Source organism: Mucilaginibacter pineti, from assembly GCF_900101875.1.
Lineage (GTDB): Bacteria > Bacteroidota > Bacteroidia > Sphingobacteriales > Sphingobacteriaceae > Mucilaginibacter > Mucilaginibacter pineti.
The window spans coordinates 180,597-202,285 of the sequence record NZ_FNAI01000001.1; the positions used below are offsets into that span (position 1 = coordinate 180,597).

Below are 21,689 nucleotides of genomic sequence, written 5' to 3' on the forward strand. Positions count from 1 at the left end.
TATCTATTGTTCTAATTGTGCTTTTAGAGCTGCGTTCTCTTGTCTAAGTTTATTGATATAGTCATGCTGAGCTGCAAATTCCTGCTGTATTTCTTCAAGCGTGTATCTTGGTGTAATATGCTGAGGGCAATTCCAATCGTAGGCAACAACTTTTAATAAAAATATCCGTTCGGCGTGAAACTTATAATCCGGAAGATCAAGTTTTTCATAAAGTTCGGGGTTTTCATCTATGGATAAAATACTGGCTTCGGCAAATATTTTTAACCTTGCCTTAGCCGCCTGATCTAATAAAAATAAGGCTACTTTATTATGAGTTGCCAGGTTGCCCGCAGATATGTATTGCCTGTTTCCACCAAAATCAATAAATGCTAATGTTTCATGATCCAATACTTTTAAAAAGCCCATAGGACCGCCGCGAAACTGGACATATGGAAAACCACTTTCACTAATGGTTGCCATATAAAAATTATCCTGATGAGCTATAAAATCCTTTTCGTCTTCTGTTAGGCCATCCGTATACCGATGTTGTTCCATGCGGCCATAGCTTGCGCGGCTGCCATAACGTACCTGAAAGTCCTTTACGGCATCGGTAAAGGCAATTTTTGGATAGTTCATGATCTGTTTGTTTATAGAAGTTTACGATCGGCTTCGGCAATGGGCATATCATTTATGCTGGCAAATCTTTTTTGCATATAGCCATCTTCATCAAACTCCCAAAGCTCGTTTCCATAACTGCGGAACCACTGCCCGCTGTGGTCATGCCATTCATACTCAAACCTTACAGCCATGCGGTTTCCGCGAAAACCCCAGAGTTCTTTTTTTAGTTTGTAATCCAATTCTTTTTCCCATTTGGCTTTCAAAAAATGTTTTACCTCTTCGCGGCCGTTAATGAAATCTGTGCGATTGCGCCATTCTGTATCAATGGTATAGGCAAGACAAACTTTTTCCGGGTCGCGGGTATTCCAGGCATCTTCAGCAGCCTGTACTTTTTGAAGCGCGGTTTCCTCGTTAAAAGGAGGTAGGGGATAGCGTTTGTTTTCCATGATAGTATTATTAAAGTATTGATAAAGTTAAACAGAAATAAAAGGCGATTATAAAGAAACAAGAGATAGGATTTTTCTATGACCACTTGTTTCTTTATAATGTACCTCAATTCAGGAATTATGCTTCTACAGAATTATGTGCCCTTACAACCGGGAAGTCAATTTCTGTTTGGGCTGTATTATTGAAATAGTTGGTGAAAACATTTAAAGCTACGTGCGCTACAATTTCGCCTATTTCGCCATCGGTATAACCCGCGGCTTTAACAGTATTTACATCAGCGTCGCTCACGAGGCCGTTTTTGGCAACCAAAGCGGCGGCAAACTTTAAAGCGGCATCGGTTTTGGCGTCTGCATTATTTATGTTGCGGGCGTTATTAATAGTGTTTGCATCAATATGGACCAGTTTTTCGCCTATATAGGTGTGTGCTGACAAACAGTAATCACAATTGTTTTTTTCAGATATTGCGAGAGCTAACAATTCGCCGGTTTTTGCGCCGAGCTTACCGTGGGCTAATAATCCGCTTAAACTAAGGTAGCTTTCCAGCACAACGGGCGAGTTACCCATTGTACGCATCATATTTGGTATTACGCCTAATTTGCTTTTTACAGCGTTAAATAATTCTTGTGTTTTGCCTGTGGCTTCATCAGGACTTAAAGCTTTTAAACGTGACATTGTTTTGTGTTTTAATTGTGTCGTTATTGACAATACAAATGTGCACACAAGCATAATCCCGCAACATGGATGAATTACGTTAGTGCATGGACAATTTTCCCTGACGACTAAATCATGAATTTTTTATACCAGTTAATTGCCTGCTCAACCGCCTTTGTTTGGGCGATATTTAGTTTACCAAATAAATTTAAGCTGACATTAACTGTAGTGGTTTTAACCGTACGTTTCCAGGTGCCAACAACCTGGTTGTCAACAACAATTGCCGGATCGAAGATTACGCGCCGGGCCTGCTGCAAGTATTTTGAGTTAACAATAGCGTCACGATTTTTATAAGCAATTGCAAATTCATCAAAAGCGGGTAGTAAATAAGCAGTTGCCTTTTTATCAGCGATAAGTTCAACATTGTAAGGCATCCAATAAGTTTTCCCGTCGATAGCCTCATTAACAAGTTGATGCCTTACATTTTGTAAACCAATGTTTGCGTCTGTAACGGTGATGCCGGCCCAGGTGGCAAAATCATGAATTGTAGCTGGCCCGCGGCTTTTAAAATAGCCATCGGCCAATTTGGTCAGGGCTTCTTCGTGCGTTAATGTTGGGTAAGATGGTGCTCTTTCATCAAGCAAGGCATAGGTGAATTGTTTGCCAACTTTAGCGCCATTGCAAATTATGGCATCCAATTCGGCATGCATGAGTAATAAGGTAAGTCTTAGCTCGTCTGTAGCTATGTCATTGTTTTGCAGGGCGGTTACAATTTCTGATCGCGTTAGCTGCTTGTTACCCTGAAGTGTATTTACAAATACCTCTTTGCTTTTACTAAATACTTTGTAGTCTAATTCATACTTTTTATACATACCGGCGTTAACGGCGTTTATTCGTGGTGCCGAAAGCGTCAGGATCTAGCGAATATTTTCGGGCGAAACAAAATGCCATGTTGGTCTTAATAAGTGTGTACGGAGTATTTTACCATCTGTAATAGCCTGCTCAACAATTGTATCGCTTGCATTTTGCATCCGCAGACCAACGGCCCATTTTGCACCTGCGTAATCCTGCGCCTGCATAGCTACCATATATTTCACAACATCTTCTGGCTGTTGTAATTGGGGATGATGAATTTGCTGGTTTACGATGCGTTTATGAGCTATTGTGTTTTCTTTCATTGTAAATGGCTTACTAATTGTAAATTTAACGCGCAGGATTGACAACTGTCTGTCAGCAACTAATATAATATGAATAAAATAAGACCCGCATTTTTTGTAGGAGGTTTGCTAATCGGTATTGTAATTGGCACCATATTACACAGTTTAAAGGTTGGTATAGCTATTGGCGTATTTTTGGGTGTTGCCATTACAGCAAGGGATCTTACGCGTTAATGAAATCCACTTAAGTTGGAAAATGCTATATAAACATATTTAAATCCGAACAATTTTTTAACTGGCTTGTAATAACAATAACTAAAATTTATTACAGATATGATTCGCACAGTAAGCCACAGCATCAAAAAAGACAACGGAACGGCCACTAATATCATCATTGAACCTGTACTAACGCAATCGGCAAGTAACGGGTTAGATTTTACCGGCGTTTACACACTTTATAAAGATACCGACGCACACGAATATCACCTGCTTGATATCCAGGAAATAGCACCTGAGATAGGGGATAGCCTACCTTTGGTAGATGATAAAAAGAACCCCGATTTTTTAGGCCGTATCGTCATCAAAGGCGATAATTCAAACTGGGAGTATACCGGTGGTACACTTACACCAGATGAGCAAAGCCAGCTTATTTCCTACATACAAAGCGCTGATCGCTAACGATTCGTGTTGATTTAGTAAGGCCCTTTTTGGTTTCTGCTATAATTCTGATGCTGACTATCCATGATTTTGCATAATTTTGATGCTTTAATGATTAAAGATATTGTATTCAAAAGACGAGGCATCCCAAATTAAACAGGCATTCTGGACAGCATTCGGGCAATATATAGCTCCGCAACTATCGGCGGATGGCCTCAGAACCAACTGGATAAATTATAAAACCGGCATAAGGCACCTGAGCTTTAAAATGCAGGCAGATAAACGTTCGGCATATATTGCTATAGAGATTGCTCATCCCGATACTTGTATCCAGGAACTCATGTTTGAGCAGTTTAAAGAACTGAAAAATGTATTGAAATCAACCGTCAATGAAGATTGGGAATGGCAATTGCACACGGTTGATGAAAGCCACAAAACCATTAGCCGTATTTATAAAGAGTTGCCCAACATCAGCATTTTTAACCGTAACGACTGGCCCGCGCTAATCTCTTTTTTTAAACCCCGTATCATCGCCCTTGATGAGTTCTGGAGCATAGCCCAATATAGCTTTGAGGTGTTTAAATAGATGTGCAGATTTCAAATGTGCAGATTATAGATTTCAGATATGCAGATGAAAAACTATCTGAATAATCAATTGATTATTGGTATTATCTTGATCTAAATCCGCATTCCCACAATCTGCACATTTGAAATCTATAATCTGCATATCTGCCTTCTATCTACAAATCGTATCAATAACTCCACAAATTGATACATTCTTTTAAAATCGATTTTTATTTAAAGGAAAATGTAAATATTTACAATTCATTAACCTTTAAATTAAACATTTATAAATAACATGAAGAGGTTTCCTTTAACCGTATGTCTTGCTCTTGCCGGCTTTTTGGCCAAAGGGCAGGTTACAAAAGCCCCGGCTTACCCGCTGATTACGCACAATCCTTATTTTAGCATTTGGTCTTTTACCGATGATCTGAATGAATCAACAACCCACCATTGGACAGGTAAAGACCAATCATTAATTGGTTTAATAAAGGTTGATGGAGAAGTTTACCGTTTTATGGGTAAAGAGCCTGCTTCATACAAAACCGTACTGGCTGCTGCCGATGAAAAACCGTATACCTGTAAATTTACCGAAGCTGCACCAGGTGCAAACTGGGCCGACGTTAAATTTGACGATAGTAACTGGAAAACTACAACAGCGCCTTTCAGCGACGATAAAAACTTAGGTAAAACCGTTTGGACAAGCCGTGACCTTTGGGTTCGCAGAACTTTCACTTATAGCAAAGCAGATATCAATAAGTTGTACTTGAAACTTCACCATGATGATGAAGCAGAAGTATTCCTTAACGGCGAAAAAATCAATGCAACCAGCGGCGCCAATGGCGATCTGATCATTATGCCGCTTAAGGATGATGTTGCAAGCAAACTAAAAGAGGGCGAAAACGTACTTGCTTTACATTGTACTAACACGGGTGGTGGTGCATACCTTGATGCTGGCCTGGTAGATGAACTAAAACCAACCGACCATGCCGAAATTAAAGTTGCTAAACAAACCAGTGTTGTTATTACCGCTACGCAAACTATCTACAAATTTAAATGTGGCGATGCAGACCTTCAGGTTACCTTCACTTCACCGTTGTTGATGAATAATCTTGCCGTACTTTCAAGGCCGGTTAGTTACGTTACTTATTCTGTAAAATCAAATAACAGCAAACAGCATAATGTACAGGTTTACCTAAGCGCATCAACAGATATCGCGCGTAATACGCCGATGCAGAAAATAACCACTGAGAAATATGCGAGCAATACTTTATCTATACTAAAAGCAGGTACGGTAGAGCAGCCTATCCTGCAAAAAAGGGGGGATGATCTGCGTATCGATTGGGGATATATGTACGTTGCCGCTCCAAAAACAGCCAACGCATTACAATATGTTACCACCGGTGCCGAAGCTGTTGGCGCGTTCTTTAAAGGTGAAACTAAGTCTACTGCTAAAGAAGGTACTAACCTGGTTTTAAACACAGTAGTTCCTTTTGGTAAAGTAGGTAAAGTTGCTGTTGAAAAATTTATTGAGCTTGGTTATGATGATATTAATCCGGTTCAGTATTTCCACACCAATTTAAAACCGTGGTGGCAAACTGCCCAGATCAAAACCATTGAGCAGGTGCTTACAAAAGCTGCATCTGATTACCCGGTTGTAATGAAAAACTCCGAAGCATTTAGTGCTTTGATGTACAGGGATGCTGAAAAAGCTGGTGGCGAAAAATATGCTAAGTTATGTGCTTTGGCCTATCGCCAGGCAATTTCTGCCCATGCATTGGTTAAGAGTCCACAAGGCGAGATCTTATTTTTGTCGAAAGAGAACTTTAGTAATGGCTCTATCAACACAGTTGATGTTACTTATCCATCAGCTCCGTTATTCCTTATTTACAACCAAAGCCTGCTTAAAGGTATGCTTAACGGGATCTTCTACTTCAGCGAATCGGGCAAGTTTGCGCATAATTTCGCCGCGCATGATCTTGGTACTTATCCAATTGCCAACGGCCAAACCTATGGAGAAGGTATGCCGGTTGAAGAATCTGGTAACATGATGATACTTACTGCTGCTATTGTTAAAGCAGATGGTAACGCGTTATATGCAAAAAAACACTGGAAGGTATTAACCACCTGGGCAGAATACCTGAGCAAAGAGGGCGGCGATCCAGCTAACCAGCTTTGTACAGACGATTTTGCAGGTCACCTGGCACGTAACGCTAATTTATCTGCCAAAGCTATTGTTGGTGTGGGGGCGTATGCTCACATGGCCGAGTTACTTGGCGATAAAGCCACTGCTACTAAATATAAGGCAAGGGCAAAAGAAATGGCCGCAGCATGGATGCAAATGGCTGATGCAGGCGATCATTATTCATTAGTATTTGATAAAAAAGATACCTGGAGCCAGAAATATAACATTGTTTGGGATAGAATTTTAGGTTTAAATATCTTCCCGCAATCGGTTTATGACCGCGAGGTTAAATTTTACCTTACCAAACAAAACGAATTTGGTATACCTTTAGATAGCCGCAGAACTTACACCAAAAGCGACTGGATCATCTGGACAGCTACTTTAGCTAAAAATGAGGCCGACTTCAAAGCACTGGCTAACCCCGTATATAAATATGCTGAAGAAACGCCTACCCGCGTACCACTAAGTGATTGGCATGAAACAACCGACGGTAAACAAGTTGGTTTCCAGGCCCGTAGTGTAGTTGGTGGTTACTTTATAAAATTACTTCAACAAAAATGGGCTGTGAAAAAATAAGAATCAAGAAGTAAGAGTCAAGATTTAAGACTCTATCTTCATCTCGTCATTGCGAGGAACGAAGCAATCCCCAACTGTGCAGAACAACTCTGCAAACCGGCGATTGCTTCGTTCCTCGCAATGACGTTTTTGTTTTACGGCTTTACATACCTATATAAATTTCTTTGTCTTGATTCTTAACTCTTGACTCTTGATTCTTTTTCCCTATTTTTAGTATATCAATGGAAACCAAAAACAATAAGAAAATCATAAGGGCCTGGGCCTTTTTTGATTGGGCCAATTCGGCATATAATCTCGTTATCACCTCCACAATTTTTCCGGCTTATTATGTAGCCATCACTGCTAACTCCAGGAATGGTGATAGAGTAACGTTTTTTGGCAAGAGTTTTATTAATACTGCTTTATCAAACTATGCTTTAGCCGTGGCCTATATGATCATGGTGCTGCTTTTACCCGTACTATCATCAATTGCCGATTACAGAGGGAATAAAAAGGTTTTCATGCAGTTTTTTACCTGGCTTGGTTCGCTCTCTTGCTGTGGCCTGTTTTTCTTTGGACCTAATAACCTGGAGTTTGGAATAATTTGCTTTGCACTTGCAGCTATAGGCTATAGCGGTGGATTTGTTTTTTACAATTCTTATTTACCCCAGATTGCGACTGTTGACATGCAGGATAGCGTAAGTGCCAAAGGGTTTACTTATGGCTATGTTGGCAGCGTTATATTGCAGATAATTTGTTTAATTTTTGTACTATCACCTAAAACATTTCACTTAACCAGCGGTGGGGCAGCTCAATTGTCATTTCTTTTGGTAGGTATCTGGTGGATAAGTTTTGCCTATATACCTTTTATTGTACTACCTAAGGGCAGCCCTAACGCGCAAACTCACCATCATAATATTATCAAAGGAGGATTTGTTGAATTGGGCAAAGTTTGGGCAAAGGTGAAAACCATGCCTTTATTAAAGAGGTTTTTACCTGCGTTTTTCTTTTACTCTATGGGGGTGCAAACTATAATGTTGGTAGCAGCGGGCTTTGGGGCCAAGGTATTAAAAATGGAAACAAGCGGATTGATCGAAATTATCCTCATCATACAATTAGTGGCTATCGGTGGTGCTACATTAATGTCGCGTTTGTCGGCTATTATTGGTAATGTAAAGGTTTTAATATTAGTGGTAATTATATGGATAGCAGCCTGTATTGCTGCTTATTTTGTAACTACCATTCCTCAGTTTTACGCGCTGGCCGTAGTGGTTGGTTTAATAATGGGTGGCATCCAGTCTATGTCGAGGTCAACTTATTCAAAGTATTTGCCGGAAAATATTCCTGATACCGCATCGTTTTTTAGTTTTTATGATGTTACAGAAAAGTTAGCTATAGTAGGAGGTATGTTTAGCTTTGCATTTATTGAAGAATTAACCGGTAGCATGCGCAATTCTACATTAGCTTTATGTGGTTTCTTTATCGTCGGATTGATTTTATTGTTTTCTTTGTTGTCAGCTGAAAAAAAGATTAAGAAAAATACGGAATTTAGCGCCGTGTAATTTGTGCCGAAGATGAAGATTGAGTTATTTGTACCTTGTTTTATTGACCAGTTATATCCCGATACCGCGTTTAATACCATAAAGGTACTGGAAAAGGCAGGCTGTACGGTAAGCTTTAACCCTAACCAGACCTGCTGTGGCCAGCCCGCTTTTAACGCAGGTTTCTGGGACGATGCCAAGGCGGTGGGTAGCAAATTTCTGAATGATTTTTCTGAAGATAGCGTGATCGTTACCCCATCTGCGTCATGCACGGGCATGGTTAAAAACTATTATAACGATTTGTTCACCAATACTGCCGTACATAATAAATGCCGGGCAATACAGGGTAATATCTATGAACTGTCTGACTTCCTGGTAAATATCCTGCAATTCGATTATTTCGGTGCCGAATTGGATGGCAAAGCCGTTTATCACGATAGCTGCGGTGCACTGCGCGAATGTAAGATCAAAGAAGAACCGCGCCAACTACTTTCCAAAGTGCTTGGCCTTGAGTTATTGGAGCTAAAGGATAATGAAACCTGCTGCGGTTTCGGTGGTACTTTCGCCGTTAAGTTCGATGGTATATCCACAGCAATGGCCCAGCAAAAGGTAGATAACGCGCTGGCCGTAGGAGCGGAGTACATTATTTCGACTGATGCCTCATGTTTACTGCATCTGCAAAGCTATATCGACAAAAATAGGCTGCCAATAAAAACCATGCATCTGGCTGATGTTTTGGCTTTGGGATGGGGGAATGTTTAGGTTTTGATTTAGGAATTGGGATGTTCGATTTCGGATTTATAAAGTTACTATTTTTTGCTACCGCGGGCTTTCAGCCATACGTGTTCGAAATAAATAAAAAAAGGTGTCATTTCGACGAGGTACGAGGAGAAATCTTCTGCGATAGCAAGTGGACTTAGTATTTCGTTGAAGATTTCTCCTTGCCCCTCACACACACACAATTGCCATGCGGGCTCGTCGAAATGACAACCTTTTTATAAATCTCTAAGGTTTCGAACACTTTTGGCTTGTAGCTCGGGGGACGCATGGTTTTAGCTTTCAGCTGAATATAAAGCCGGAGGCTTTAAACCCGATACCCACGAGTTACGCTGCGCTAACCTCGCAGGAGTTGACGGTTGTAAATCATAAATTCAGCAAATGCCAAATCGAACATCCGAAATCCCAAAATCCCAAAATAATTCCTATTTTTGCACCTCAAATAATAGATCACTTTTGTAGGTGATCTGCAAACGTAATTTTATAAACTTTAAATCATAGTTGTAGATGATTAGTATTACACTTCCCGATGGATCCGTTCGTCAGTACGACAAGGGGATCACTTCCATGCAGATAGCATTGTCTATCTCCGAAGGATTAGCACGTAACGTATTAGCAGCCGAAGTTGATGGCCAGGTGTGGGATGCCACACGACCAATCGAAAAGGATTCGCACGTTAAATTATTAACCTGGAACGATGCTGCAGGTAAATCAACATTCTGGCATTCATCGGCCCACTTACTGGCCGAGGCTTTGGAGGCGTTGTATCCCGGCACCAAATTTGGTATTGGCCCGGCCATTGAAACCGGCTTTTATTACGATGTAGACTTTGGCGACCGGGAATTCTCTTCGGACGAGTTCAAGAAGATCGAAGATAAGATCATCGAACTGGCTAAAACCAAAGAAGAATACATTCGTAAGCCGGTGAGCAAAGCCGATGCTATTGAATATTTTACTGAAAAAGGCGACGAGTACAAACTGGATCTGCTTAAAGATCTGCCAGATGGTGCCATCACTTTTTACTCGCAAGGAAACTTTACCGATTTGTGCCGCGGGCCTCATATCCCCAACACAGGCCCTATAAAGGCTGTTAAGCTCATGAGTGTTGCCGGTGCCTATTGGCGTGGCGACGAAAGTCGTAAACAGCTTACACGTATATATGGCGTTACTTTTCCCAAGGCAAGTGAGTTAACAGAATACCTTCACATGATCGAAGAAGCTAAAAAGCGCGATCACCGTAAGTTGGGTAAAGAGTTGGAATTGTTTGCTTTTTCTGAAAAGGTAGGTATGGGTTTACCATTGTGGTTACCTAAAGGAACTGCTTTGCGCGAACGTTTGCAAAACTTTTTACAAAAAGCACAGGTTAAGGCGGGTTATGAACAGGTAATTACACCGCACATTGGTCATAAAAACCTGTATGTAACATCTGGTCATTATGAAAAATATGGTGCCGATTCATTTCAGCCGATAAAAACACCGCAGGAGGGAGAGGAGTTTTTCTTAAAACCGATGAACTGTCCGCACCACTGCGAGATTTATAAAACAAAACCACGCTCATACAAGGATCTTCCGGTTCGTTTGGCCGAGTTTGGTACTGTTTATCGTTACGAGCAAAGCGGCGAGCTGCACGGTTTAACCCGCGTACGTGGCTTTACTCAGGATGATGCTCACTTATTCTGTCGCCCGGATCAGGTGAAGGACGAATTTAAGAAAGTGATAGATCTGGTATTGTATGTGTTTAAAGCCTTGGGCTTTGATAATTATACAGCACAGGTTTCCCTGCGTGATCCTGAAAATAAAGCCAAATACATTGGTACAGATGAGAACTGGGCCCTGGCGGAATCGGCTATTATTGAGGCAGCGGACGAGAAAGGCTTGATTACTGTTGTTGAATACGGCGAGGCGGCTTTTTATGGCCCTAAGCTTGATTTCATGGTGAAAGATGCGCTTGGCCGTAAATGGCAGCTGGGAACTATTCAGGTAGATTACAATTTACCGGAGCGTTTTGAACTGGAATATACCGGCAGCGATAACCAAAAACACCGTCCGGTGATGATTCACAGAGCTCCTTTTGGATCAATGGAGCGCTTTATTGCCGTATTAATTGAGCATTGTGCAGGTAATTTCCCGCTTTGGTTATCGCCAGAGCAATTTATTATCCTTCCGATATCAGAAAAATACGAGGAATATGCAAAAAAACTTTCTGATGTGTTAAAAGATTCCGATATTTGCGGGCTGATTGATTTTAGAGACGAGAAGATAGGGCGGAAGATACGCGATGCTGAAGTCAAAAAGATCCCTTATATGCTGATTGTTGGTGAAAAAGAAGCGGCCGAAGGCCAGGTTTCTGTCAGAAAACATGGTCAGGGCGATTTGGGAAGTATGAGCATAGAAGATTTTAAAGAACAAATAACTAAAGAAATAAAAGTATAACTTGGCATTAAACAAACCCTTCAATAGAGGACCAAGGCTTCCTTTTAAGAAAAAAGAAGCTGAACACAACATCAACCAATTCATTAGAGCTCAGGAAGTTCGCCTTGTAGGTGACAATGTTGAGCAAGGTATTTTTTCATTAAGAGATGCACTGGCAATTGCACAGGAGCAGGAATTGGATCTGGTTGAAATATCTCCAAACGCTGTACCTCCAGTTTGTAAAGTAACGGACTATAACAAGTTCATTTACGAGCAAAAGAAAAAGCTTAAAGAGATTAAGAGCAATGCCAAGCAAACTGTTATTAAAGAGATTCGTTTCGGACCTAATACTGATGATCATGACTTTGAATTTAAATTAAAGCATGCCATTAAGTTTTTGGAAGCCGGCGAAAAGGTGAGAGCTTACGTGCACTTTAAAGGGCGTGCAATTGTATACAAAGAGCAGGGTGAAATATTACTGCTGCGTTTTGCACAAGCGCTTGAAGATGTAGGTAAAGTGGAGCAATTACCAAAGCTTGAAGGTAAAAGGATGTTTTTAACCCTTGCACCTAAAGCGGCTAAAAAATAGATATGAGATGTTAGATATGAGATTTGAGACAATCTTGTATCTGACGTCTTTTTAAAATAAACGTGAAATATGGGGTTCAGGTGCAACGAGATTATTAGTCTCACATCTCAAATCTCATATCTAACATCTAAATAAATAAATAGTTATGCCAAAAATGAAAACCAATTCCAGTGCAAAAAAGCGCTTTAAGCTTACTGGAACCGGTAAAATCACACGGAAGAATGCATTCAAAAGCCACATCTTAACTAAGATGTCGACTAAACGTAAGCGTAACCTTGGCCACACCAGCTTAGTTTCTAAAGCTGACAGTGGAAATGTTAAACGCATGCTTTGCATCGGAAAGTAATTCACAATTTTTTTTAACCAGGTATTAGAGTTTTAAGTTCTGTTGTAAAAGCAGGCACTCACTACCAAAAACAAACAACATGCCACGTTCAGTTAACGCAGTAGCGTCGAGAAGACGCAGGAAAAGGATCATGAACCTCGCCAAAGGTTATTGGGGTTCAAGAAGCAAGGTTTATACCGTTGCAAAAAACACAGTAGAAAAAGGTTTACAGTACGCTTATCGTGACCGTAAAACCAAGAAAAGAGAATTCAGAGCTTTATGGATACAGCGTATTAACGCAGGTGCCCGTCAGCACGGAATTTCTTACTCTCAATTAATAGGTAAATTAGCAGCAAAAGAAATCGGTTTAAACCGTAAAGTATTGGCTGATTTAGCAATGAATCATCCTGATGCTTTCAAAGCCGTTATTGATGCAGTAAAATAATACAATAAAAGGAACTTCCTTTTATAAAAAGCCTGATATTCATTTATCAGGCTTTTTTTGTTTATAGTTGTTCAAACACGCTTGCTTTTTAGCATATTAGTGACTCCTGCTACTAATATGTATTTAAACGATTCTGTTACTTCAAAAATAAACGAGTTTGCCCGGTTTGCCGAGCAAATGCCAGGGGTTGTCATCATTCACCACATAAGCGATTTTTCTGTAGTATATATGACTGCCAACGGGTTGAAATTGCTGGGTGTAACGCTTCAGGAATTGATTGATATGAAAACCGAATACTATCCACGTTTTTTTAATATGGAGGATATGGAAGATTTTCTACCTAAAATGCGTGTTTTATTGGATAATAATCAACCCGAAGAATCTTTTTCCTATTTCCAACAAGTTAAATATGCCGGCAAAAGCGATTGGACATGGCATATCAGCGCTGTGCGAATTTTTATGTGGGATGATGAGGGAAAGCCTTTATTGACAATCACCACGGCTTATCCTATCGATAGGATGAAACATATAGGGGCAAAAGCCGAACGATTACTGCAAGAGAATAATTTCCTGAAAAAGAATATTAAAGCATTTTCAACCTTGAGCAAACGGGAAAAAGATATCCTAAAACAGGTAGCTCTTGGTAAAACCTCTATCGAAATTGCCGATGCTCTATTTATATCTGTGGAGACTGCGCAAACCCATCGCCGCAACATCCGCAATAAGCTGGAAATTAGCAGTGCCATTGATTTTGCAGCCTATGCAAGGGCCTTTGATTTGATATAGTTAAAGCAGAACACACCTAAATACGTAATGCTTTAACATAACTGATTTATGAAATGATAATTATGGTATTATCAGTACCATCCAAAAAAGCTTCGGGACCGTTGTTAATATCCATATATTGTTTAAAATTCTGTACGTCTTTATCAACCATTTTCTTAAACAATGGGTTCAATACCTGGGCAATACCCGCCCCCAATCCCCCGGCAGGTGGCTGATAACTGATAACAATATCAACCAAAGTTCCGGTACCATCCATTGTATCCTGAAAACGTACCTTACCTGCATTATCTATCATCGAATCGGGTAGGGAACTCCAGCCGATCATTTCATTTGGTTCGTCCTTTACAATTTCTGCGTGCCAACTTATTGTACTTATATCAGCCGGTAGTTTTAAAACCCAGTGTGAATATTTTTCGTCTATAACCTCTACGCTTTCCAGGTGTTTCATGAATAGCGGAAGGTTATCAAGCTTGCGCCAAAAATTGTAAACCTTGTGTCTTGGTTGAGCAACAGTAAAAGATGAGCGTATGTTTATATTAACCGGGCTTGTTGACAACTTGCCAATACGTTTATATAATTCGCAATGCCCGGTAATGCCACGATTTAAAAGATACCCACCGGCACCAAGCTTTAATATACTGGCAAAAGGGTTGGAGAATATGTTTTTGAAACCTGATAAACCAAGTTTCAGGCCACCGGCAATGGAGGTGTAACGCTCGGGCCAATTTAAGTTTACTCTGTCATCGCCGTAAAGTACGGGGTAGTTATCGGTATATTTAACAATAGTAGTTGCCATGCTTTTTTTTAAATAGGTTAAAATTTAAACACCATACATGGCCGTAAGTTTTTAATAATTGAATTTATTTAACCTTATTGTAATTAAATTAATACTCAGTTACAGTATTGGGTCTCAAACAAAACAAAACCCCAAAGCCGAATAAAAGCTTTGGGGTTTAAATACTGGGCTGCGTTAAAATTTATTGATGAAATAAAGGCATTGCCGGGAAGTATAAACCGGTATAGGCTACATCGGCTTTTTGCGCTCCGGTTGCCGTGTCGTAAAAGTAAAGGTCGTTAACCTTAAAGTTTTCGCCATAGCCAGATTTTACGGTTGTAACAATTAGCTGGTTGAGTTTTGCGTTGTAGCTAATTCCCTGGCCGTACATTTCTTTACCATCGGGTATTTTTATAAATGGCGTGGTGAATGAGGCGGCATTTGTTGCAGTGTATTTGTAAATTTCGGTACCGCCATTATACTGTTCGTTTTTAGCCAGGAAAATAGCATCGTCTGTTGTAGATGCTGTTATCGAACCTGTATGCCATGCCCCCCATGAGCCATTTATAACAAATGGTACAGCTATATTTTTAACCGTCAGAGTGACTGGATCAATACTTACCAACTGGTTACTGCCTGCTGCCCATATGGAACCGTCTTTACCTTTTGCAAAGGCAACATCTAAATCGGCAATTTTTTTAGCTATGGAGAAGTCGGCTTTTAATATTACTACACCATCAGTTTGTGATAATACAAAAATGTAATTGCCCGCTTTTATCATGTCGCCAACTTCACCATCAACGCCTGCTATCTTTGTGCCTAATGCTAATGTGGATAAATTAAGCGGGTAAATACCTTTAGCAGTACTTACCAAGCCATTATTGTTATCAAGAGCGATAAAGCTTCTCCAGTCGTTATCCATACTGGCGGCAATACGGCCGGTTTCCTTTAGCGTAAGTTCATCGGTAACAACTAACGGGCCCCCGCCTTTAACCAAAAGATATATTTTGTGATTAAAAATAGTTCCCGATTCTAACGAGGTGGTATTAGGGGCAAATGATTTATCCGGGTTTTCCTTTGTGAAAGCACTGTCAGTTAATTTACCTGTACCATAATCAAAATAACTTACGTTGCCATTAAGGGTTTGGTACGAGCCCTCATTTAATATAAAAAAGCCATTTTCATATTTGCCTGCTGTAACAATTAGTTTATTGTTCTCATCCTTTTTGCAGGAACTTATTGTTGCCAGTAATAATACAGGTAACAGGTAGGGTAAAAATTTTAAGGTAATGGATCTTTTCATTTTTATTTAATTGATTGTTCTGTTGAATGCTTATTTTAAAAGACTTAAGTCAGCCGCGCCGCCAAATTCAGTTGATTGTTCGCCCAGCCAGCCCATGTTATAGAGGATGCCGGTTTGTACTTTAATAAAGTCTATTCCCTTCAGAGACACCTTATTTCCATTTGCATCAATAGCGTTGGCGATATCAACTTTATCGCCACCCAGAGTATTGTCGGCATAACCATAATCAAACGATGCGCTGGTTATATAGGCTGGATCATTATCATTAATATTGCTTGATGGCAATAGTGAGCCAGATAGCGTATAGCTATTGGTTTTAAGGCCGATAGGGAAATAAGCCTGCGAATGGTAAATATTGGTTTGTATAACACCGCTTTTACCTTTGTTATCCTTCCACGGTACGCTGCAGGTATCGCAAGCTGGCCGGGTATAGGTAACCGAATAATTGCGGGTGTAGCCTTCTTTATATTGCGCGCTGCCGGTAAGCTCGTACCAGGTATCGTCGGGTTTGCCGTTGCCGTTTGCATCTTGCATTACCCAAATTACACCAGGTTCAGCAAATATCGAAAACGCGTTGCCGTATACAATAAAATCCTCTTTGCCAGCTGCGTTAAGTACGGTGTGGTCAAACCCAACTATGATATAACCTCCCCAGGCGCCAAGGCTAACCAGTCCCTGGTCATTACCTAAAGTTCCATTAGCAGCAACCGTATCTCCAATGCCGGTGTTGGTAAACTGACCGGGGGCAGGGTTAAAATCAAATAATGTGGTAACGTATGCCTTACTTGTTGCGGTTATTGGGCGGATGGATGGCTCGGGTGTTGCTCCCGGGCTGTTATCCTTTTTACAGGATGATAATAAAGCCAATCCCAGTACAAAGATTATGGAAAAGCATTTAAATTGATTTGGGTTAAAATTGATCATTTTATTGATTTTTATATAGGTAAATGTTTAGTATGCAAATGCAAAATGTGCTGGGATATCACCCGCGGTTACCGACCACTCTTTTTTCCCGCCGGGGCTAAAGCTGTATAAAGTACCCGGGGTTAAATAATTTTTAGCATCGGTTACCAGCACTTCTTTTGTAACGGGATTTACGGCTATACCATAGGGTACTTTTATTTGCGCGTCGGTACCATCGGTAATGAATTTACTGTTCATTACAGTTTCGTCTTTTACGTTAAGCATGATGTAATTGGTAGTGTTTTTACCGGTGTTATAGTTAAACTCAAAGTTGTACATATAGGCAATGTCGTCATCTATCCACAAGTTACTTACGCCAAAATCAAATGTTTTTTTTACCTGATCGGTCTTGGTATCAATCACGAATAGTTTTGATGGTATATTATAGTAATCGCCGCGCGAGGTAACATAAATATCACCGTACTTATCCGCTTTTAAACGGTCGAGGTTGATGGCTACATCTATACGTTTTAACTCAGTAAAGGAAGCCAGATCAATCACCGAAACGGTACGCTCATAATTCGGCGGACTATAGCCCCCTGAGTTAGCTACATATAGTTTTTCGCCAACTATAGCCATTTCTTCGGGTTGGCGGCCAACGGTTACTTTACGGGTGATCTGCAATGTGGCCGTGTCTATTTCATTAACAGCCCCATTAGGCGCCTTCGGATCGCCAACGGTACCCAAATACGCACTTACATATGCCTTGCCATTATGAAACGTTACATAGCGGCAATTGGCTATGGTTATTAAAGAAATACGTTTGCCTGTACGTGCGTTTAGGATCTCTACCTTGTTAGATACATTCACCACCACATATATTTTAGAGCCGTATATGCCTATATCGTTACCCACATCGCCCAGGCCTTTGGTCACATCCGGGTTAATCTGATTATAAATATTGAGGTTGTAATTACCCGTTGTGTAATCCATAAAATCAAGCGATGCCCTGTTCATATTCATATTCCCCTCATTAAGCACGTAAAAGCCTTTTACCTTACTTGTTGGATCGGCAGTGGTTACGTGGTTTGTTTTTGTGGGTATAGGTACATCTGCTTTACGGCAGGAAGCTAAAATGAAGCATCCGGACAATAAACAAATTATTTTATAAATGATATTTTTCATAGAATTAAAAGGTTGAACTGATTGTAAAGCGGTAATTACGCCCCGGTAAAGGGAAATTAGTTACAACATCATTATATTGATTAAGCACATTGTTTATTTCGATAGTACCTTTTAATTTGTGCTTATTGTAATTGGTTGTGTAGGTAAAACCGGCATCATGTGTATAAAATGGTTTTACATAATTAGCCGGAATATGGGCGCCAAGATCATACCGTTCGCCTATATATATATAGCTGTAATTGAAGGATAGTTTTTTCCATTCAGCGCCAATTAGTACCGACCCACTGTTAACGGGTGTATAAGGTATTTGCTGATTATAAACATCGGGTTCGGTAGGGTCTGTAACATCCACGGCTTTTTGATGGGTATAGCTTATGCCTGTATTAATGAATACGCTGGTAGCCACCTGCCAGGTTGCCTGTCCATTAATTTCCAAACCTTTAATATGTACTTTGCCCAAGTTAAACATGATCCATCTTTCAAGATCTTGCCCCGGAATGGCCACTATTTTATCCCTTACTTGGTTGTAATAAGCATCTGCCTGTACAGCAAAGTATACCAGTGTATGCTGATGAAGGGTTTTATTATAGGTAAAACCAACATCAAATTGTTTAGTGTATTCGGGCCTTAAAAGAGAGTTGCCAATAAAGGTGTAATATAAGTCATTAAAAGTAGGCAGCCTGAAAATGCTTTTGTAAAATCCCCTTATCCTAAGGTCGGGATTATCTGTTGGCTGCCAGGAGAACAGCAGGGCAGGAGTGTAGGCTGTTTTTTTGCCTGCCGCTACTAAAGTATCTACGTTATCTTTAACAAAGGTGCCTAATATATTTGCCTGTAAATTAAAATGTTTAAAATGCAGGTCGGTTGCTGCAACGGTTAATATGGTATGGCGCCGGGGACTTACAAAACGGTATTTAGCCGAATCGTTTTCTGTTGCGTTAAGTTTGTTCCATTGATAATCAGCGGCCAAGGAAATATCCCAGAAAGAGTTGATGCTGTATTTGTTCGCTGCCGAAAAATATAACTCATGCTCATAATACTTGTCATTAAGTAAGCCTCTTGTCGTTGTAGTTTCCGGGTCGAGGTAACTGGTGTAATCATTGGAATACTTAGCACTAAGCATTAAGCTGTACCGGGTATCAAAAGTTTTGTTGTAGGTAGATTGTACAAAGATATTCCTGTCGCGCTGCCTTTGGTCAGATTCAAACCTGTTTGAAACAGCAGCCCGGGGCAGTCCACGCTCAGAATTGTATAAATAACCCTTAACAGCCCATTTGCAGCTATCCTGCATTTTGCCAAACAAACCAAGTTCTACCCGTTGGGCGGAGATATCGCCGTTTTGCCGTATAGCGGTGGTATCATAAACGCCGTTGGTATATCTAAACTTGTACTTGCCGTTGGCATGGGTAAGTTCTGCACTTAATGAGCTGTAAATACTATCACCTAACTTATAATTGAGCAATAATGACGGATTTACCAGTCCCATCCCGCCGGCCTTGAGGCTCACCTTACCATTTGCGTTAGTGCCGGGTTCAAAATGTGGTTGTTTGGCCATAAGATAAATGGCGCTTCCCGAGGCGAAACCTTTCGCCGGTTGAAAAATATTACTCTTCTGCGCATTATATAGGTCTATCTCATCAATATTATCAAGCGAGAATTTACCCAGATCAACCTGGCCGTTCTGCGCGTTGCCAAACTCAATGCCATCGTAAAAAACAGCAACATGGTTAGCGCCAAGGCTACGTACATTAATGGTTTTTAAGCCGCCTATACCGCCATAATCCTTCAATTGTACGCCCGAGAAAAATCGGATGGCATCGGCTACCGAAAGACTGTTGAGTTTTTCAAGTTCGGCGCCTTTGAGCATTTGCAGTGGAGTAGCCGATGTATTGCGTGATGAAATGCGGCCCGCGCGAACAGCAACTTCCTTTAAGGTATGTGTTTTCACCGTGTCGTTATCCCGTTTGCTGCTATCTGCTTTTTGAGCAAACAGTGTACTGCTAAACAGATTAAAGCCGGCAATCATCATTAAAAGGAATAAATATTTGTAAAGTTGTTGCAATATCTTGTCCGTAAAAATCAAACAAATAGCAAGCAGATTGTGAAGTACACAAAAAATGGAAATACACGATGGGTATATTTTCATTCCAGCCTCAATCCCCGAAAGCTATGAATTAATATGTTTGCCTGGCAGGTCTTCTGACTTACTCCCCTCGGTCCGGTCTTCCCATCCTGGTTAAGGGTAGTGACTTGCAGAATGGACGTTGGTTATGGAGCTTACAGCTGCGGGACAGTTCCGGAATTACACCAGATTCCCTTTTAATCCTGCTCTTTAAATAAAACAAAGGCAGGAACCGAAAGCGCTTCAAAGTTAGTAACTTTAATAACAATATTTTGAAAAAGATGTATCGAAACAAGCGAATGTTACACACCGGTATCAAACTGTTTTTTATTTGCGACGATAATGAGTAGTTTTACAGCAATAATTTTTATCATGACTAAAAAAGATAACATTAACCGAAACATCATCATTGTTTTGATGATAGTGGTAGCAGCTGTTTTCAGGTTGCTGGCATTTAAATATCAGCAATTAAGCAATTTCAACCCGGTAGGCGCAATCGCTTTATTTGGTGGTGCTTACTTTACTGATAAATGGAAAGGTTATCTTGCAGTGCTGCTAACTTTGTTTACAACTGATATTATCCTTAACTATCTGTACACTTCGAAATTTGTTATTGGGTACGATGGTATTATCGGCGTTTATTTAAGCTTTGCAATTATGGTTTTTTTAGGCACTATGTTAAAAAAGGTAAATGCCTTAAATGTGCTTTTGGCATCAGTAGGTGCTGTGCTGATGCATTGGCTGGTTACAGACCTTCCTTTGTTTTACACCACGCTTAATCTTTATCCGCATACATTAGCTGGTTATAAAACATCATTAATTGCAGCTATCCCTTTTGAATACAATATGGTATACGGCACGTTGGTGTTTAGCGCAATTATGTTTGGCGGTTTTGAATTGGCCAAGAGTAAATATGCTTTTTTGCAGACCAAAAAACAACTGGCACTTTAAATCAAAATATTAAAAATGAAAAGCGACCTGCCTATGTGTATGGTCGCTTTTTTTATGGACTAAGATATTTATTACGATATGAAAAAAGTTGTGGTGCTAACGGGCGCCGGTATCAGTGCCGAAAGCGGCCTTAAAACCTTCAGAGATAGTGATGGCTTGTGGGAAGGATACAATATACAGGATGTAGCCACACCCGAAGCCTGGGAGTGGAATCCCGTGCTGGTGCAAAATTTCTACAACGAACGCCGTAAATCTGTACTGGAAGCAAAGCCGAATGCCGCCCATTACGCGCTGGCTAAACTGGAAGAGCAATACGATGTAACCATTATTACCCAAAACATAGATGACCTGCACGAACGGGCAGGATCAACCAATGTGATACACCTGCATGGGGTAATTACCCGTTCCCAATCAAGCATCGATCCGCGGCTTACTTATCCAATAAACGGCTGGGAAATTAAAATGGGCGAACTTTGCGAACTTGGTTCGCAATTGAGGGCGCACGTAGTTTGGTTTGGCGAGGATGTACCAATGATAGCACCTGCGGCTACCATATGCGCCGATGCTGAAGTTTTTATGCTGATTGGTACATCGTTGGCTGTATATCCGGCTGCGGGTTTAATAAGATATGTAGCCAAAAACGTTCCTAAGTTCATCATCGACCCCAAAATACCCGATGTAGGAACTGGCGGCAATATTATTAAAGTGCAGGAAAAAGCAACAGTAGGGGTGCCGGCTGTGGTTGAGCAGTTGTTAAGTTTATAG

The 21,689-nt window shown here is 40.5% G+C and carries 21 protein-coding genes, 1 pseudogene and 1 riboswitch; of the genes and pseudogenes, 13 read left to right on the forward strand and 9 right to left on the reverse strand.

Annotated elements, in window-relative coordinates:
- Nucleotides 1–3: 3 nt before the first annotated feature.
- The 4 genes and pseudogenes from BLS59_RS00610 to BLS59_RS00625 all read right to left on the reverse strand — a co-directional run bounded on the left by BLS59_RS00610 (nucleotide 4) and on the right by BLS59_RS00625 (nucleotide 2,873).
- Nucleotides 4–615: a pyridoxamine 5'-phosphate oxidase family protein gene (locus BLS59_RS00610; RefSeq protein WP_091142499.1), complete on the reverse strand. Its 612-nt coding sequence runs from the start codon at nucleotides 613–615 to the stop codon at nucleotides 4–6.
- Nucleotides 616–626: 11 nt separating this feature from the next.
- Entirely contained in the window at nucleotides 627–1,043 is a 417-nt protein-coding gene (locus BLS59_RS00615; RefSeq protein ID WP_091142501.1) for a nuclear transport factor 2 family protein, read from the reverse strand.
- Nucleotides 1,044–1,161: 118 nt separating this feature from the next.
- Entirely contained in the window at nucleotides 1,162–1,716 is a 555-nt protein-coding gene (locus tag BLS59_RS00620; protein WP_091142504.1) for a carboxymuconolactone decarboxylase family protein, read from the reverse strand.
- A gap of 107 nt (nucleotides 1,717–1,823) precedes the next feature.
- Nucleotides 1,824–2,873, reverse strand: a pseudogene (locus BLS59_RS00625) (winged helix DNA-binding domain-containing protein).
- A gap of 69 nt (nucleotides 2,874–2,942) precedes the next feature.
- Between BLS59_RS00625 and BLS59_RS31490 the strand changes: the two are divergent.
- The 11 genes from BLS59_RS31490 (at nucleotide 2,943) to BLS59_RS00680 (ending at nucleotide 13,685) form a co-directional block, all read left to right on the forward strand.
- On the forward strand, nucleotides 2,943–3,086 hold the full coding sequence (locus BLS59_RS31490) for a hypothetical protein (RefSeq protein WP_162842536.1): 144 nt from the start codon (nucleotides 2,943–2,945) through the stop codon (nucleotides 3,084–3,086).
- 99 nt (nucleotides 3,087–3,185) lie between these two features.
- A complete protein-coding gene (locus BLS59_RS00635; RefSeq protein WP_091142515.1) occupies nucleotides 3,186–3,530 on the forward strand; it encodes a hypothetical protein in 345 nt (114 codons plus the stop codon).
- Between the two features lie 103 nt (nucleotides 3,531–3,633).
- Entirely contained in the window at nucleotides 3,634–4,095 is a 462-nt protein-coding gene (locus tag BLS59_RS00640) for a DUF4268 domain-containing protein (RefSeq protein WP_091142518.1), read from the forward strand.
- Nucleotides 4,096–4,368: 273 nt separating this feature from the next.
- Nucleotides 4,369–6,831, forward strand: coding sequence for a glutaminase family protein (locus BLS59_RS00645; protein ID WP_091142522.1), 2,463 nt, complete (start codon nucleotides 4,369–4,371; stop codon nucleotides 6,829–6,831).
- A 221-nt stretch (nucleotides 6,832–7,052) separates the two neighbouring features.
- A complete protein-coding gene (locus BLS59_RS00650) occupies nucleotides 7,053–8,372 on the forward strand; it encodes an MFS transporter (RefSeq protein ID WP_091142525.1) in 1,320 nt (439 codons plus the stop codon).
- Between the two features lie 12 nt (nucleotides 8,373–8,384).
- Nucleotides 8,385–9,113, forward strand: coding sequence for a (Fe-S)-binding protein (locus BLS59_RS00655; RefSeq protein ID WP_091142529.1), 729 nt, complete (start codon nucleotides 8,385–8,387; stop codon nucleotides 9,111–9,113).
- A 522-nt stretch (nucleotides 9,114–9,635) separates the two neighbouring features.
- A complete protein-coding gene (gene thrS, locus BLS59_RS00660) occupies nucleotides 9,636–11,561 on the forward strand; it encodes a threonine--tRNA ligase (protein ID WP_091142531.1) in 1,926 nt (641 codons plus the stop codon).
- Nucleotide 11,562: 1 nt separating this feature from the next.
- Nucleotides 11,563–12,129 (forward strand): translation initiation factor IF-3, encoded by a 567-nt coding sequence (gene infC, locus BLS59_RS00665; protein WP_090647343.1) that lies wholly within the window; start codon nucleotides 11,563–11,565, stop codon nucleotides 12,127–12,129.
- A gap of 145 nt (nucleotides 12,130–12,274) precedes the next feature.
- Nucleotides 12,275–12,475 carry a 50S ribosomal protein L35 gene (gene rpmI / locus BLS59_RS00670; RefSeq protein WP_090647347.1) on the forward strand — a complete coding sequence of 67 codons (201 nt, stop codon included), beginning with the start codon at nucleotides 12,275–12,277 and terminating at the stop codon, nucleotides 12,473–12,475.
- A gap of 79 nt (nucleotides 12,476–12,554) precedes the next feature.
- Nucleotides 12,555–12,899: a 50S ribosomal protein L20 gene (gene rplT / locus BLS59_RS00675; RefSeq protein WP_076369188.1), complete on the forward strand. Its 345-nt coding sequence runs from the start codon at nucleotides 12,555–12,557 to the stop codon at nucleotides 12,897–12,899.
- Between the two features lie 117 nt (nucleotides 12,900–13,016).
- Nucleotides 13,017–13,685, forward strand: coding sequence for a response regulator transcription factor (locus BLS59_RS00680; protein ID WP_091142537.1), 669 nt, complete (start codon nucleotides 13,017–13,019; stop codon nucleotides 13,683–13,685).
- Between the two features lie 46 nt (nucleotides 13,686–13,731).
- On the opposite strand, the gene BLS59_RS00685 is transcribed toward BLS59_RS00680, so the two are convergent.
- The 5 genes from BLS59_RS00685 to BLS59_RS00705 form a co-directional block, all read right to left on the reverse strand.
- On the reverse strand, nucleotides 13,732–14,481 hold the full coding sequence (locus tag BLS59_RS00685; RefSeq protein ID WP_091142541.1) for an SRPBCC family protein: 750 nt from the start codon (nucleotides 14,479–14,481) through the stop codon (nucleotides 13,732–13,734).
- Between the two features lie 181 nt (nucleotides 14,482–14,662).
- Nucleotides 14,663–15,763 (reverse strand): DUF5074 domain-containing protein, encoded by a 1,101-nt coding sequence (locus BLS59_RS00690; protein ID WP_091142545.1) that lies wholly within the window; start codon nucleotides 15,761–15,763, stop codon nucleotides 14,663–14,665.
- 30 nt (nucleotides 15,764–15,793) lie between these two features.
- The gene (locus BLS59_RS00695) at nucleotides 15,794–16,687 is read right to left on the reverse strand and encodes a cell surface protein (protein ID WP_091142549.1); all 894 of its coding nucleotides are present in this window, start codon (nucleotides 16,685–16,687) and stop codon (nucleotides 15,794–15,796) included.
- 27 nt (nucleotides 16,688–16,714) lie between these two features.
- A complete protein-coding gene (locus BLS59_RS00700) occupies nucleotides 16,715–17,851 on the reverse strand; it encodes a YncE family protein (protein ID WP_091142553.1) in 1,137 nt (378 codons plus the stop codon).
- Between the two features lie 4 nt (nucleotides 17,852–17,855).
- The gene (locus tag BLS59_RS00705; RefSeq protein ID WP_162842537.1) at nucleotides 17,856–19,880 is read right to left on the reverse strand and encodes a TonB-dependent receptor plug domain-containing protein; all 2,025 of its coding nucleotides are present in this window, start codon (nucleotides 19,878–19,880) and stop codon (nucleotides 17,856–17,858) included.
- A gap of 143 nt (nucleotides 19,881–20,023) precedes the next feature.
- A riboswitch (cobalamin riboswitch) is annotated at nucleotides 20,024–20,225 on the reverse strand.
- Between the two features lie 120 nt (nucleotides 20,226–20,345).
- Here BLS59_RS00705 and BLS59_RS00710 point away from each other — a divergent pair.
- Both BLS59_RS00710 and BLS59_RS00715 read left to right on the forward strand, forming a co-directional pair.
- Nucleotides 20,346–20,924, forward strand: a complete 579-nt coding sequence (locus BLS59_RS00710; protein ID WP_091142560.1) for a DUF6580 family putative transport protein — start codon at nucleotides 20,346–20,348, stop codon at nucleotides 20,922–20,924.
- Nucleotides 20,925–21,002: 78 nt separating this feature from the next.
- Nucleotides 21,003–21,689: an SIR2 family NAD-dependent protein deacylase gene (locus BLS59_RS00715; RefSeq protein ID WP_091142564.1), complete on the forward strand. Its 687-nt coding sequence runs from the start codon at nucleotides 21,003–21,005 to the stop codon at nucleotides 21,687–21,689.

Bases quoted from the DNA above. Each gene is read 5' to 3' on its own strand.
- BLS59_RS00615 (WP_091142501.1), bottom strand. From the start codon at position 1,043: ATGGAAAACAAACGCTATCCCCTACCTCCTTTTAACGAGGAAACCGCG.
- BLS59_RS00685 (WP_091142541.1), bottom strand. From the start codon at position 14,481: ATGGCAACTACTATTGTTAAATATACCGATAACTACCCCGTACTTTAC.
- BLS59_RS00645 (WP_091142522.1), top strand. From the start codon at position 4,369: ATGAAGAGGTTTCCTTTAACCGTATGTCTTGCTCTTGCCGGCTTTTTG.
- BLS59_RS00680 (WP_091142537.1), top strand. From the start codon at position 13,017: ATGTATTTAAACGATTCTGTTACTTCAAAAATAAACGAGTTTGCCCGG.
- rplT (WP_076369188.1), top strand. From the start codon at position 12,555: ATGCCACGTTCAGTTAACGCAGTAGCGTCGAGAAGACGCAGGAAAAGG.
- rpmI (WP_090647347.1), top strand. From the start codon at position 12,275: ATGCCAAAAATGAAAACCAATTCCAGTGCAAAAAAGCGCTTTAAGCTT.
- BLS59_RS00695 (WP_091142549.1), bottom strand. From the start codon at position 16,687: ATGATCAATTTTAACCCAAATCAATTTAAATGCTTTTCCATAATCTTT.
- BLS59_RS00710 (WP_091142560.1), top strand. From the start codon at position 20,346: ATGACTAAAAAAGATAACATTAACCGAAACATCATCATTGTTTTGATG.
- BLS59_RS00620 (WP_091142504.1), bottom strand. From the start codon at position 1,716: ATGTCACGTTTAAAAGCTTTAAGTCCTGATGAAGCCACAGGCAAAACA.
- thrS (WP_091142531.1), top strand. From the start codon at position 9,636: ATGATTAGTATTACACTTCCCGATGGATCCGTTCGTCAGTACGACAAG.
- BLS59_RS00690 (WP_091142545.1), bottom strand. From the start codon at position 15,763: ATGAAAAGATCCATTACCTTAAAATTTTTACCCTACCTGTTACCTGTA.
- BLS59_RS00705 (WP_162842537.1), bottom strand. From the start codon at position 19,880: ATGATGATTGCCGGCTTTAATCTGTTTAGCAGTACACTGTTTGCTCAA.
- BLS59_RS00655 (WP_091142529.1), top strand. From the start codon at position 8,385: ATGAAGATTGAGTTATTTGTACCTTGTTTTATTGACCAGTTATATCCC.
- BLS59_RS00715 (WP_091142564.1), top strand. From the start codon at position 21,003: ATGAAAAAAGTTGTGGTGCTAACGGGCGCCGGTATCAGTGCCGAAAGC.
- BLS59_RS00650 (WP_091142525.1), top strand. From the start codon at position 7,053: ATGGAAACCAAAAACAATAAGAAAATCATAAGGGCCTGGGCCTTTTTT.
- BLS59_RS31490 (WP_162842536.1), top strand. From the start codon at position 2,943: ATGAATAAAATAAGACCCGCATTTTTTGTAGGAGGTTTGCTAATCGGT.
- BLS59_RS00610 (WP_091142499.1), bottom strand. From the start codon at position 615: ATGAACTATCCAAAAATTGCCTTTACCGATGCCGTAAAGGACTTTCAG.
- BLS59_RS00700 (WP_091142553.1), bottom strand. From the start codon at position 17,851: ATGAAAAATATCATTTATAAAATAATTTGTTTATTGTCCGGATGCTTC.
- BLS59_RS00635 (WP_091142515.1), top strand. From the start codon at position 3,186: ATGATTCGCACAGTAAGCCACAGCATCAAAAAAGACAACGGAACGGCC.